Genomic DNA, 13,720 nt, shown 5'->3' with positions numbered 1-13,720 from the left:
CTGACGTGCGCCGTCGCCTGGTGATCAGCTATCTGCTGCTGATGGTCCTCGTCCTCATCGCGTTGGAGACCCCACTGGCCGCCACCATGGCCAGCCGCGAGACCGAACGGGTCCGCGCCGACCGGCTCGCCGACGCCACCCGGTTCGCCTCGCTGGCCGGCCCGGCGCTGCGCGACGGCGGGCCCGGCCCGATCGAGTCGGAGCTGACCAGCTACGACGACCTGTACGCGATCAGCGCCGCGATCGTCGACCGGGACCGGAACATCCCAGTCTCGTCGCCGAGGTGGCAGGCCAGCCCAGGGACCGCGACGGTGCTGGACGTCGCCCTGTCCGGGCAGCAGACCAGCGCCCCCGAGTCGGTCTGGCCCTGGACGACCGACCCGGTGATGGTGGCGGTACCGATAAACGACGGGGGTGAGGTGCTCGGAGCGGTGGTGATCGTGACCCCGGCCGGTCCGATCCGTCGAGCCGTCATCGCGTGGTGGCTGTTGCTCGCCCTGGCCGGTCTGCTCGCCGTGCTGGCCTGCGTGCTCACCGCGTTCGGGCTGGCCGGTTGGGTGCTGCGCCCGGTCACCGAACTGGACGCGGTCACCCACGAGATCGCCGAGGGCGACCGGGGCGCCCGGGTGCAGCACCGGTTGGGACCGCCCGAGCTGCGCCGCCTCGCGGCCAGCTTCAACCACATGGCCGACGTGGTCTCCGACGTGATGGACCGGCAGCGTGCCTTCGTCGCCCACGCCAGCCACCAACTGCGCAACCCGCTCACCGCGCTGCGGCTGCGGGTGGAGGAGTTGGGGCCCAGCCTCACCGACCCGGACGGTCGGTCCGAGCACCGGCTGGCCCTGGAGGAGACCGACCGACTCGCGTTGGTCCTCGACGCGCTGCTCACCCTCGCTCGGGCCGAACGGGAGGAGAACGAGCGCGTCACAGTTGACGCCGCCGCAGTGGCCGCCTCCCGGGTGGCCGCGTGGGCGCCGCTGGCCCGGCACCGGTCGGTCGCGTTGCGGCTGGCCACTACCGACGCCCCGGCGTACGCCCAGACCGTGCCGACCGCCGTCGACCAGGCCCTGGACGCCCTCATCGACAACGCGGTGAAGTTCAGCGGGGCAGGCGGGGCGGTGACGGTGACGGTGGCCAGCCGCGACGGCGGGGTGGCGCTGGAGGTTAGCGACTCCGGCCCCGGCATGACCGAGAGTCAGCTCGGCCAGGCCACCGAGCGGTTCTGGCGGGCCCCGGACGCGCAGAACGTGGACGGCGCTGGGCTCGGTCTGACCATCGCCGCCGTGCTGGTGGACGCCTCGGACGGGCGGCTCACCATGCGCCCGGGGGAGTCGCGGGGGCTGATCGCCGCCCTGTGGTTCCCGACGCCGACCCTTGCGGCGGAGTCGGCGGAGGAGGAACCGGCCGCCGACCTGCGCCCCTCACCGGCACTGTGAGGCCCGGCCGTCACGGTTTGGTGGCGCGGTACCAGGACGCGGCGCCCGGGTGCAGCGACAGCGGCGCGGTGACGATCGCCGAGCGGGGGCTCATCCGGCCCGCCGCCGGATGGGCGGCGGCCAGCTCGGCCCGGCGTTCCATCAGCAGCCGGGTCACCTCCCGGACCAATGGCTCCGGCAGGTCGGCCCGGACGATCAGGTAGTTCGGGTCGGCGACGGTGGTCACCGCGTCCACCCCGTACACCGAGCGGGGGATGTCCCGGGAGACGTAGACCTGGCCGTAGCGCGAGCGCAGCGGCTCGGTCCACTCGCTGAGGTCCACGATCCGGATGGCGCTGGCCTCGGCCAACTCCTCGATGCCCCGGACCGGCAACCCGCCGGAGAAGAAGAACGCGTCGATCCGCCCGGAGCGCAGCGCCGCCACCGAGTCGTCCAGTCCGAGCCGCTCCCGCCGCACCTCGTCACCACCGAGGCGGGCCACCTCCAGCAGCCGGGTCGCGGTGATCTCGGTGCCCGAGCCGGCCGCGCCGACGGAGACTCGCCGGCCGCGCAGGTCGGCGACCGTGCGGACCGGGCCGCCGCTCGTGGTGACCAGGTGCAGTTGGTCGTCGTACACCCGGGCGACGGCGTCGACAGTGGGGCTTCCCGCCGTGCTGGTGGGCAGCACGTCGGCCTGGGTGAAGCCCAGCTCGGCCCCGCCGGAGCCGACGAGTTGAACGTTCTCCGCGGAGGCGGCGGTGATCACCACGCTGGCCCGTACGTCGGGGAGTTCCCGGTTGAGGATGGCCGCCAGGGACTGCCCGAACGCGTAGTAGACAGCTGTGGGGCTACCGGTGGCGATCCGGATCGACGTCGGCTCGGTCGGGGCGTCCCGGCAGCTGGCGACGGCCAGGTTCGCGATCAGCAGCACCGTCGACAGGGCGGCCAGGCCGGCGCGGCGGGACGAGGTACGACTCACGCGGTGCACTGTGCGCCGTCGGGCGGGTGCGCGCAAGCCCGGGTTGGCGAGGTGCCGGACGGTCGGAACCCGCTCAGCAGGCCGCGCGACCTGCCGGCGCCAGGCCCGCGCCCCGCGCCGACGTCGGGGTCACCCCGCGCGTCGTCGTCGTCCCGGGTTCCGCCATCGGGCCGCGCGCCGGCTCCAACGCCGCGCTGCGCAGGATCCGTTGCCGGTCCGGGCCGTCGGCCACGCTGACCAGGAAGCAACCGGTGCCGGGGCGGAGCCGGGCCGGCACGTCGAGCACCGCCGCGCCCCGGATGAGCACCGCGGCCAGCTCCCGGTCGGTGAGCCGGACACCGAGAATGTGCCGGCGGACGTGCCGCCCGGCGGCCAGCAACGCCGAGCGCCAGGCCGCCTCCGCCAGGCGGGTCACCAACCGTCGGCGGGCCGGTGAGGCGCCGGGCAGCGGCCCGCCGAGCAGCTCGCGTCGCCCCTGCCACCAGCCCGCGTCCAACATCCGGGTGTACGCGCCCTGGTGCTCCCGGGGCACCCACAGCCGGTGCAACTCGTAGCGGCGACGCAGGCCGCCGACGGCCACCTCGTGGGTGACCGGGATCTCCAGCCGGTTGAGCAGTTGCCGCATCCGCTGCGCGGCGTCCTCCCTGTTGAACTCCACACCGGCGGTGTGCTCGGCACGGACCGCGTTGGGCCGGGCGGCGGTCGGTGGCGGTGTGCACCGCAGCAGGCAGGCAGCCTCGAACGCGTCGCCCAGTGTCAGCCAGCCCAGCGGGGATGGGGTGGTCGGGGTGTGGGGCCGGTCGAGCACTGCGGGTTCGTGGGTCAACGGAGGCTCCCTTGTCGGAGTCTGGGTTGCCCTACCGTGGCCCCTGCCACGCCGTTACGGAACCGGTCCGGCCCAGCCTTGAGCAAATCTTGCGGCTGCGGTGCCCCTACAGGTCGGTGACCACCAGATCCACCTGCCGCACCCGGCCCGCGGCGGTGGCCTGCTCCAGCACCGTGTGCTTCAACTCCCGCAGGGTGCCCACCAGCTCCGCCGCGGTGCGCGGCCGGGCGCCGGCGACGAGCAGGTCCCGGACCAGACGGCCCTTGGTCGCCTTGTTGAAGTGGCTGACCACCGAGCGGACCAGCACGCCGTCGACCTCCCGTTCGTGCAGAACCCGCACCGTGACAGTGCGTTCGGCCAGCTCGCCGCGCGGCGTCCAGGTGGCGGCGTACGCGCCGGAGCGCAGGTCCAGCACCGGGCCGCGCCCGGCGGCGGCGTCCACAGCGGGCGTCAGCTCCTTGCGCCAGTACGTCGACAGCGCCCCGACGTCGGGCAGGCGGGCGCCGATCGGGCAGCGGTACGGCGGGATCCGGTCGGCCAACCGGACCGCGCCCCACAGCCCGGAGCTGATCAGGATCGACCGGCGGGCCGCCCGTTGCGCGGTGGCCGGCAACGAGGCCAGGTCCAGCGCCTCGTAGAGCACACCGGTGTAGAGCCGCTCGGCCGGTGCGGTGGCCGCTTCCCGCAGTCGGGCGTTGCGCCGCAGCTCGCCCCGCTGGCCCTCGCTGAGGCCGAGTGCCGCTCGCGCGGCCTCCTCGTCCGGCCCGGCGCTCAGCGTCACCAGGGCGTCCAGCACCCGCTCGCGGGCCGGGTTCAGCTCGGGCAGCGAGAGCCGGTCCGGGGCCCAGCGCCGCCCGGTGCCGGCGTCGGCCTTCCCCTCCGAGGGCGGCAACAGGATGAGCATGGGTCTCCTCGACGGGCGAAACGGCGGCGCCCCACGCGCCGGCCCGGCCAGCGTACGACCAGCCCCTACCGCCAGGGCCGCACCGGGGTGTCGGGGTGGTACACGCGATAGCCGCCGACCTCCCGCACCGGCGTGGCGTCGGCCCGGTCGGCGAGCAACCGGCGCAACCGCCGGTCCATCGGCGAGTCGACCTCCACCACGTAGCCCGGTCGCTCGGCCCGCCCCACCTGCCGCCAGTACGGCCGGTAGCGGTTCTGCCCCGGCGACAGGTCCCCGTCGAGCACCCCGCAGACCACCGACTCATCCGTGTTGAAGATCAACCGGTTGCAGGTCCAGTAGTCCCCGTACACCTCGTGGGGTCCGTCGGCGCGCAGCGCGGCGGCCAACTCCCGGGCCTGGCGCTCCTCGGTCCGCGACGGCGCGGTGCCGGTGGTCGCGAACAGCACGGTGATCACCAGGGTGGTCACTGTCAGCGCGGCCAGCACGGCGGCGGACAGCGCGCCGGTGAACCGTCCCAGCACGCTGCTGGTGCCTCGCCAGGCGGTCAGCGCCGCCACCCAGAGCGGCCAGAGCACCGCCGGCAGCGACAGTTGCAGCACCGACAGGTACCGGGCGTTGTCCAGCGGGCTGGTAGCGGCGAGCGGACTGCGCACGTACGACAGCAGTGTCAACGCCGCGCCGGCGATCAGCGCGAGCTGCACTACCGGCCCGACCCGCTCCCCGCGCAGCGCCTCGGCCCCGCGTCCGCTCCGCTCCCCGCGCGGCGCCCCGGCGGCGCGACGGTACGCGAGCACCGCGAGTGCCGCGCCGGCCAGCAGCAGCACCGGGTACAGCACGCCGAACCACTGTTGCCAGCGTCCGCAGCCGTCCACCGGGCAGAGCCCGTGCGCGAGCGGCACCCCCTCCAGCAGGCCGCCCCGGACCCGGTCGGACCACGGCGGCTGCGGCCCGGCCTTGGTGCTGACCTCCCGGAACACCGACAGCGAGTCCTCACCGGGCCCGGCCCGCAGGTTGTCGACGATCATCGGGGCCACGCCGACGACCACCCCCGCCACCAGCAGCAGACCGGACCAGCCGAGCAGCTCCCGCCGCACCGCCCACACCAGTGCCAGCCCGGCCACCGCGAGGTACGGCAGGATCAGCCAGTCCGACCAGACGGACAGCCCGACGAGCAGCCCGAACAGGCCGATCGCGAGCCGTCGGCGGTGGACCGTGCCGACGGCCAACCCCACGGTGATCAGCAGCATCAGCAGCACCGCCGGCTTCACCTCCGGCCGCCCACCGACGACGGTGAGCTGGTCGCGCACCACCCGCTCCGGGCCGAGCGCGAGCAGACCCACCACGAAGGCGGCGAACCACGGGGTGCCGAGCCGGCGGGTCAACCGGTGGATCAGGTAGAGGAAGACCGCGTAGAGCGCGAGCATCGGCAGCCGCAGCACCGGCCAGCTCGGCCCGAACACCGCCACCAGGGGAGCGGCCAGGTACGACTCCAACATCCCCATGTAGTGCTGGCCGTAGAGGAACACCGGGTGTTCCCGGCCCTGCCCGATGTGCAGCGCGGCTAAGCCGAAGGTCGCCTCGTCGCTGTTCGACACCGGCACCGTGAACAGCGTCAGGACCAGCCGGTAGACGACCCCGGCGAGCCCGAACAGCAGCGCGACGAGCGCCGGCCGATCGAGTCGCGGGCGCCATCGCCCACGGTGCTGCTCTGGATGCGACACGACCAACGCCCCCGTCGTCGTCCCGACCGGAGTGTTTCACGTTCAGCCGGGTCACCGAGGCGGATCGGCGCAGCGGGGTGGGGCTGGATCGGCTCCACGGTGGCCGGGCCGCACCGGCGCTGCCGGGGTCGGCTCGCGTGGCCGTGGCTGTCGACGTGTGGCAGGGTTGGCGCGTGCCACCCACTCCCGCCGGCCAACTGGCCGTTCCGAACCTGCACCGGGCTGCGCGGATCGAGGACGCCGTGCACCAGCTCGTCGAGCGCCGGCTGCGGCGCACCGGCTGGCGGGTCAACATCGTCGCGTACACCGGCTACGGCGCGCCGGGTTGGGTGCGGGTGATGTGCCGGGTGCTGCTGGGCCGTCCGGACACCCGCCAGCGGGGTCGGTTGGACAAGGTCCGGGGCTGGCGCAGCTTCACGACGCTGCCGAACAAGCACGTCACGGTGACCATCGAGGCCGGCGGGGTGCGGCACGAGACGCGGGCCGACCGCAGCGGCTTCGTCGACACCCTGGTCGAGGCGGACCTGCCGCCCGGTTGGGGTACGGTCCGGCTCAGTGTCCCGGACGCCGAGCCGGTCGACGCGCCGGTGCGCATCCTCGACCCGGAGGTCAAGTTCGGCATCATCTCCGACATCGACGACACGGTGATGGTGACCGCGCTGCCCCGGCCGCTGCTCGCCGCGTGGAACACGTTCGTGCTCGACGAGCACGCTCGCAACGCGGTGCCCGGCATGGCAGTGCTCTACGAGCGGCTGGTCACCGCGCACCCCGGCGCACCGGTCTTCTACCTCTCCACCGGCGCCTGGAACGTGGCGCCCACGTTGACCCGCTTCCTGTCCCGGCACCTCTACCCGGCCGGGCCGCTCCTGCTCACCGACTGGGGCCCGACCGCCGACCGCTGGTTCCGCAGCGGCATGGAACACAAGCGGGTCACCCTCGCACGGCTGTCCCGGGAGTTCCCCGACGTGCGCTGGCTGCTCGTCGGCGACGACGGTCAGCACGACCAGGAGATCTACCGGGAGTTCGCCGCCGCCCACCCGGAGAACGTCGCAGGCGTGGCGATCCGCCGGCTCTCCCCGACCCAGTCGGTGCTGGCCGGCACCCTGCCCGCCCCGGCCGGCCGCCCGTCGTCGGGTCCGGTCGGGCAGAAGTGGCTGTCCGCGCCGGACGGCGCCGGCCTGTGGCAGCTGCTGCGCGACGCCGGCCTGGTCTGACGGCCGATCAGGACGACGGATTCCCGGCCTTCGGTGCGGTGCCGAGGGACCGGCGAAGCATGGTGACCAGTTCCTCGGCTGCGTGCCGGCTGTCGAAGTCGGGGTCGGCCAGGCACTCCGACACGATCGCGTCGATGGCCCCGTTCACGATGACGGCGGTGGCCTGCGGGTCGACGCTGGGCCGGTAGTCGCCGGCCGCCCGCGCCGCGCTGATCAGACCGGCGACCGCCTCCCGCCGACTGCGCGCGTTCGGCGTGTCATTGATGCCGGTGTCCTCGCTCAACGCCTCCACGATCATCCGGGTGTGGTCCGGGTGGTCCCGCAGGTACGCCACCAGGGACCGGACGTAGGCCTCCACCGCGGACGCACCGGATCGTGCCCCGACTTCGGCGCCGACGTACGCGGTGAGGGATTCCAGGACCGAGGCGTAGGCGGTCCGCACGACCGCGTCCTTGGACGGGAAGTGGTAGAGGACGGCGGCCTTGGAGATGCCGGCCCCCTCCGCGATGCGGGCGAGTGAGGTGCCCCGATAGCCGTGCCGGGCAACCAGATCGATTGTCACGCCGATGAGTTGCGCCCGTCGCGCCTGCTCGGTGATCGTGAGTGGCTTGGCGGCGCGGACCTGGGCTGACGTGGCGTCGTTCGGGTGCACCCGCTTACCGTACCGGCCCCTTCGCCTACCACTCTCTGACCTGACGGTTGTATTTTCTACCATGCGGTTAGTAATCTGACCTCATGGTGACGAAGGTCGTGCGGGGGGTGGGCAGATTCCTGCGAGCGCATCGGCGCGGCCTTCTCCGAGCCGCCGCGGTGCTCGCGGTGATCACGGTGGCGATCGCGTACGCGCTGCGCGACCCCGCACCCGTCGGCTACTTCACGTCGACGCAGTCCCACGATCGTTTCGTCGGTGCGTACCGGGAGGCGATGGCGGACCTGCCCGAGCCCGACCGCACCCTCGACGTCCGGACCGGATACGGCGTCGTACGGCTCTACCACTTCAGCGGCGGCACCGACCCGGCGGCCGCGCCCCTGCTGCTTCTGCCCGGCCGGGCGTCGGCGTCACCGGTCTGGGCGGACAACCTGCCGTCGCTGCTGCGGTCGCGCAACGTCTACACCGTCGACCTGCTCGGTGAGCCGGGCATGAGCATCCAGCAGCGCCCCATCACGGACACGACCGCGCACGCGCAGTGGTTGCACGAGGTCCTGCTGGCGCTGCCCGAGCCGACCATCCACCTGGTCGGCGTGTCGTTCGGCGGTTGGACGGCGATGAACCTCGCCGTGCACCGGCCGCAGAAGGTGGGGAGCGTCGTACTGCTCGATCCGGTCCTGGTCTTCGCTGGTCTGTCGACGGAGGTGGTGCTGCGGTCCATCCCGTTGAGCGTCCGCTGGGCACCCCGATCCTGGCGGGACAGCTTCACCAGTTGGACGGCGAACGGCGCCCCGGTGGAGGACGTACCGGTCGCACGGATGATCGAGGCCGGCATGCAGGCGTACGTGATGAAGCTGTCCGCCCCGACCCGGCCGTCCGAGGACCAGCTCGCGGCGGTCGACGTCCCGGTGCTCGTCCTGATGGCGGGAAAGTCCCGCCTGCACGACGCTGGCGAGGCCGCGAAGCTGGCGAAGCGGTCCCTGACCCACGGCACGGTGAAGACCTACCCGGACGCTTCACACGCCATCAACGGCGAATACCCGAACGAGATAGCCGCCGACATCTCCTCGTTCGTCAATTGAGGGGCGACCCCTCGTCGACGTCGGCGGCATGACCCGGCCAGCTCAGCCCTGCCGCAGGCGAACCGCGCCCAGCGGCGGCTCCTGCAGGGCCGCCGACGCCACCGTCCCGTGCCACGGCCTGTCCTCGCGGTGCACAGCCGCCCCCGAGGCCGGGAGCTCGGCCCGCACATGCGAAACCCCCGGACACCGCTTTCGCGGTGCCCGGGGGTTTCGGCCCTTCGGACTACATGAACGACCGTGAGCCCCAGGTGACGGTGCCGGGGGCGCCGTTGCCCGTGTAGAGGTTCAGGGTGCCGTTGCTCCTGCGACGGACCATCAGGTCCATCTTCCCGTCGTTGTTGACATCGCCGAGGCTGCTCATGTCGAAGTCCCGGCACAAGCCGCAGACCAGGACACGGGGGCCCCACACCGGGGCCCCGCTGGCGGCCGTGTTGGGGTAGACCCACATGTCGCCGGTGCCGGAGTTGCGCATGAACAGGTCCGGCTTGCCGTCGTTGTTGGCGTCCTCGATGTGCACGTTGTCGTATCCACCACAGGAGCCGCAGAGCAGAATCCGGTTGCTCCAGGTGATTGCGCCGCCGGTCGGGCCGTTGCCCAGGTACGCGTACATGTCCCCGGTGCTGTTCTCCCGAATGAACAGGTCGGTCTTGCCGTCGCGATTCACATCGGCCAGGTCGGACGTGCCGAAGTTGACGCACTTGCCACAGACCAGCTGGCGGGTGGCCCAGACCGGGTCGCCGTTGGCGACCGTGTTCGGGTAGACGTACATGTCGCCGGTGCTGATCTGGCGCATGAAGAGGTCCAGCTTGCCGTCGTTGTTGGCATCGGCGATGTTGAACGAGTCGTAGCCTCCGCACTTGCCGCAGACCACCACGCCGGCATCGAACGTGAGCGTGTTGTCCAGGTTCGTTCCGCGGCGCAGCAGCACGTCGCCGTTGCTCTGCCTGATCAACATGTCGCTCCGGCCGTCACCGGTGACGTCGCGGACGTTGGGTGCGAGGAGCGTCTGGGCGTAGTTGCCCGGTGCGGTGGCCTCGGCCGGGTTCAACGCGCGGTCCCAGTGCTGCACGTTGCTGACCTGCCCCGAGTAGTACGAACTCGGTGCGCCCCTGTAGCGGTAGTGGCCGATGACGAACCGGCCGGTGCTCGGCCAGGACACGGCGGCGGCGGCGTGCTGTGCCGTGCCGGCGAGGTTGTTGTTGACGTAGAGAGCCATCGTGCTCGTGGTGGCGTTGTAGGTGGCCACCAGGTGCGTCCACACCCCGAGCTGCGCGTTCGGTGCGCTGATGGCCTGGTCGTACGACCAGGCGTCGCTGTCGGATCGGGCCATCCCGAAGCGCCAGGTGTTGTCGCTCTGCTCCTGCCAGAGGATGAACCGAGCGGAGCGCGTTCCCTCCTCGGAGAGGATGATCTTGCCGGCGGTGGTGGGCTTCACCCAGGCGGCGACGCTGAACGACTTGGTGGTGTCGATCAGTACCGGACTGTTGGCGCTGACCAGGCTGCCGGTGCCGTTGGCGTCCACGCCCGTGCCGGTGGCATCGGTGTTGAGCCGCAGGTCCGGGCTGAAGAGGTCACCCTCGTGCCAGTACGCGTTGCCGGTGCCGGTGAGGGTGCTGCCGCCGGAGGTGTCGGCCGCGGTCGCCGCTGTCGCTCCGGCCGCGCCGTCGTTGAGCGCCCAGGTGTGCTTGGCGGTGACCAGGCCCTGCGCCTGCTGGGTGGCGATGGCGGGCGTGCCGCCGAGGCCGGTCACCAGGTACGCCGTGGTCAGGCCGTTGGCGCCGATGGTCCACAGGTCGGGGGTGTCGTCGGAGTTGACGTCGGCGGCCCGCAGGCTCAGTGCGGCGCTGCGGTTCCAGTTGGTCGAGAGCGTGTACGGCGTGTAGGTGAGCTGCTCGGTGTCCTGGTTGTAGGCCAGGTTCGTCCAGAGGTGCAGGGCCCCGGTGCCGCTGTTCCACAGGAACATCGAGGTGCTGCCGTTGACCTGGGCGGTGGAGATGGTCCAGTTGTTCCAGTCCACCCCGCCCGTCGGCGTCGGCGTCTGGGTGCTGGCGCTGTAGTAGTAGAGGCCGGGCGCGGAGGACACCGGGTAGTAGTTGAGGTAGTAACCGTTGGCGGCGTCGCCGCTGGTGCCGATCAGGTCCGGCAGGGTGGATCCGGTGGCACGGGAGTCGCCGGCGTTGGCCAGCTGCAGCGGCGCGTTGCCGTTGCCGTCGAGCAGCAGGTCACCGAGGACGCTGACTTGGTTGTTGTACGGCTGGATGACCGAGCCGTCGCCACTGCCCCGCAGGATGGTTCCGTTGCCGGCGTTGGTGCCCGCCGTGTAGTAGACGAGAACGTCCTGCAGGCCGGACCCGAAGAAGTGACCGGAGAGCACCTGGCCTCCGTTGAAGTCGGACGGGTCCTCGTTGCCGGTGACCCCGTTGCCCCGCGCCCCAATGTCGTTCACAGTGGTGCGCACCGCGCCGCTGTTCATGCCGGTGCCGAGCCAGAGGCCGGAGGGCAGCCCGTTGCGGGCGCCGACGGTCAACAGGTCGGCGACACCGTCACCGGTGAGGTCCGCGTCGGCAGTCGTGGCGGCGGGGTCCGCGTTGAAGGTGATGGTGGCGGTCTCGCCGAAGTTGCCACCGGCCGAGAGGCTGGTCACCGCGAGCGTGTTGGTGAACCGGGTCGGCGTCGTGAGGACGGTGGCAGCGCCGGCCGCGGCGGAGACGGTGACCGGGGGCAGGCCGTTGAGCTGGTAGCTGTAGCTGGTCGGCTGGGTGCCGGTGCTGGGCGGCGTGATGGCGAAGCTGACCTCTTGGCCGATCTTCGACTCGCCCTGCGGCTGGCTGATCTCTGGCGCGCCGGTCCGGGTGGGGTCGAAGGTGAAGTTACAGGTCGCCGACCAGTCGCTGGCGCTCCGGAAGTCGGTCGCCTGGACCTTCCAGGAGAAGTTGGTGATCGTGCCACCGGCGGCGGCGCGCAGCGTGGCGGACGGCACGATCAGCACGCCGGTGCTGCCGGAGGAGTAGGTGAGCAGGTTCGGGTTGGACGACGCCAGGGCGGTCTGCGAGGCGTCGGCGGTCTTCCAGAGCTTGAAGCTCACCCCGAGAGTGCCGCCGTTGGGGTCGGACACCGGAGCGTAGAGGTAGACCGGGTTGTCGCCGACGGTCGACCCACCGGCGCAGGCGGTCCGCGGCGAGGTGGTCATACCGGCCGGCTTGTTCGGCTTGTGGTTGTAGAGGATCTCCAGCGTGGGGCTGGTCTGGAGGAACTCCTTCCAGCTCTGTGCGTCACTGCCCTCGTTGTCGCCGACCAGCCGCAGGGTCCGGGCGGCTGTCCGGTTGCTCGCCAGGTCGGTAGTGATCTGGCTGGTGATGTCGAAGGCAACGCCGGCCGCGGCGCAGCCGCTGTAGCCGTGGGCGAAACTCGCCGACGCCGCGAGCCGGGTGTTGCTCTGCGTCTCCCAGTAGTTCCAGGTGGCGTTGGACTTGGTGAGCACCGTGTTCGGGGCGTAGACGTTCACCCGCTTGGCCGTGCAGGACCACGAGCGGGTGTTGGTGATCTTGAAGATGGCCGAGCTGATTTCGGCACCCTTCAGGGCGCTGTAGGGCACCGGGAAGTTGATCAGCGTGTTCGAGCGCTGCTCACCGGAGTTACCCACCTGCATCCGACCGATCGGGTCGGGGGTGTTGTTCCAGTAGTTGGTGGACTGGTGCTGGTAGGAGATGCTGGCCCAGCCGGACATCCGCGGGCCGGTGGCGCTCCAGTTGAAGCTGGGGTCGATGTAGACCGGGTAGACGGTCGCGGCGTCGGTGAGCAGCTTGCGGTCGGGCTTGAGACCAAGCTTGCCGGGGGCGATGGAGACCCCGATGGCGGCGGTGCGCGCCACCCGGCCGGGAGCAGCGCTCGTCGACGCGGCGCCGCTGCGGGCGGTCGGTCCGTTGGTGCCCGACGCCGAGGAGTCCCACATGAGCGGCGCCGGTGCGGTGATGACCGCGTCGCCAGCCCGGTTCTGCCCGCTGATGTTTCCTGCCGAGTCGGCACCGAGGGTGAAGCCCTTGGTGGCGGTGGCCAGCTCGAGCGTCGCCAGCTTCGGGTTCGCTGCGGCCTTCGCGTCCTTGACCACGAAGACGTGCGAGAAGCCGCCCTGGGCGTTGACGGTCGCGGTCAGGTCCACACCGGGCAGTACGTTGGCGTAGGTGGCCGTCGGCCCGGCAAGCGTGGGCACGGGCAGGGCCACGGGCGCCGTCAGGGTGAGCGAGCGGTCCCCGCTGACCAGGTGTGCCATCGGTCCGGTGCCACCACTGGAGAGCGTGATGTCATGCGTGGTGGTGGTCGCCGTGATGGCACCGTCGGCCCGTCGGACCAGGGTGGGGTCCAGCGCCTTCCAGGTGTCCCCGACACGCTTGCGGGCCGGCATGGCGCTCTGGCTGAGCAGGAGCCGTCCGTCTGGGCGGGCGGTCAGGGTCTCCGTCGAGGTGCCGGCGGCGGTCGCCTCGACCTGCTTGCCGGTCCGCTTGGCGTGGGCCAGCGCCGCGTCCACCCCGAGCGGTCCGGCCGGTTCAGCGGCGGATTTCGGCTTCGCCGGAGCAGCAGCGGCGGCTGGCAGGGTGAGGGGCACTGCGGCCGCGGCGATGGCGACAGCGGCCACCGCAACCGACGCGACGGCGCGTAGGCGCAGTCGTCTCTTGATCATATGTAGTTCTCCCCGTTAGTGACGTGAACGCGAGGGCGCGTCCGACCGAGCGGCCACAGTGAAGCAGTCACGCCGGCCTACGGGGAACGTCTCCGGTCACTAAATGCTGTCCTTTTAGCACTCAGTGAGACGGTTTTGATGGCATCGGAAGCCAATCATCGTTATGACTCCGTGACCTTCTTGGGTGATCAAACATGAAACATTGTTCGCGCCACGGGGGTGCGTGATCGATCACTCTGCGTGGCCCCCATC

The 13,720-nt window shown here is 71.6% G+C and carries 9 protein-coding genes; 3 read left to right on the top strand and 6 right to left on the bottom strand.

The features are described 5' to 3' along the window. Positions 1-5: 5 nt before the first annotated feature. Complete coding sequence (locus NIE111_RS22560) at positions 6-1,436, top strand: sensor histidine kinase (RefSeq protein ID WP_238686273.1); 1,431 nt, start codon at positions 6-8, stop codon at positions 1,434-1,436. Positions 1,437-1,446: 10 nt separating this feature from the next. On the opposite strand, the gene NIE111_RS22555 is transcribed toward NIE111_RS22560, so the two are convergent. From NIE111_RS22555 to NIE111_RS22540, 4 genes are all read right to left on the bottom strand, one after another. Beyond that, entirely contained in the window at positions 1,447-2,403 is a 957-nt protein-coding gene (locus NIE111_RS22555) for a TAXI family TRAP transporter solute-binding subunit (RefSeq protein ID WP_238686272.1), read from the bottom strand. Positions 2,404-2,467: 64 nt separating this feature from the next. Beyond that, the gene (locus NIE111_RS22550; RefSeq protein ID WP_238686271.1) at positions 2,468-3,220 is read right to left on the bottom strand and encodes a hypothetical protein; all 753 of its coding nucleotides are present in this window, start codon (positions 3,218-3,220) and stop codon (positions 2,468-2,470) included. A 106-nt stretch (positions 3,221-3,326) separates the two neighbouring features. Continuing rightward, on the bottom strand, positions 3,327-4,124 hold the full coding sequence (gene yaaA / locus NIE111_RS22545; RefSeq protein WP_238686270.1) for a peroxide stress protein YaaA: 798 nt from the start codon (positions 4,122-4,124) through the stop codon (positions 3,327-3,329). A 65-nt stretch (positions 4,125-4,189) separates the two neighbouring features. After that, a complete protein-coding gene (locus NIE111_RS22540; protein ID WP_238686269.1) occupies positions 4,190-5,845 on the bottom strand; it encodes an ArnT family glycosyltransferase in 1,656 nt (551 codons plus the stop codon). A 173-nt stretch (positions 5,846-6,018) separates the two neighbouring features. On the opposite strand from NIE111_RS22540, the gene NIE111_RS22535 reads away from it, so the two are divergent. Beyond that, on the top strand, positions 6,019-7,059 hold the full coding sequence (locus NIE111_RS22535; RefSeq protein WP_238686268.1) for an App1 family protein phosphatidate phosphatase: 1,041 nt from the start codon (positions 6,019-6,021) through the stop codon (positions 7,057-7,059). 7 nt (positions 7,060-7,066) lie between these two features. Here NIE111_RS22535 and NIE111_RS22530 read toward each other — a convergent pair whose 3' ends face one another. Next, entirely contained in the window at positions 7,067-7,711 is a 645-nt protein-coding gene (locus NIE111_RS22530; RefSeq protein WP_238686267.1) for a TetR/AcrR family transcriptional regulator, read from the bottom strand. An 83-nt stretch (positions 7,712-7,794) separates the two neighbouring features. On the opposite strand from NIE111_RS22530, the gene NIE111_RS22525 reads away from it, so the two are divergent. Beyond that, complete coding sequence (locus tag NIE111_RS22525) at positions 7,795-8,790, top strand: alpha/beta fold hydrolase (RefSeq protein ID WP_238686266.1); 996 nt, start codon at positions 7,795-7,797, stop codon at positions 8,788-8,790. A 223-nt stretch (positions 8,791-9,013) separates the two neighbouring features. On the opposite strand, the gene NIE111_RS22520 is transcribed toward NIE111_RS22525, so the two are convergent. Beyond that, positions 9,014-13,468: a LamG-like jellyroll fold domain-containing protein gene (locus tag NIE111_RS22520; RefSeq protein ID WP_238686265.1), complete on the bottom strand. Its 4,455-nt coding sequence runs from the start codon at positions 13,466-13,468 to the stop codon at positions 9,014-9,016. Positions 13,469-13,720: the final 252 nt, after the last annotated feature.

Origin of the sequence: Micromonospora hortensis (assembly GCF_022230935.1) — a bacterium.
In the GTDB taxonomy this organism is placed as follows: Bacteria; Actinomycetota; Actinomycetes; order Mycobacteriales; family Micromonosporaceae; genus Micromonospora; species Micromonospora hortensis.
This window is presented reverse-complemented; position numbering and strand designations above follow the sequence as displayed.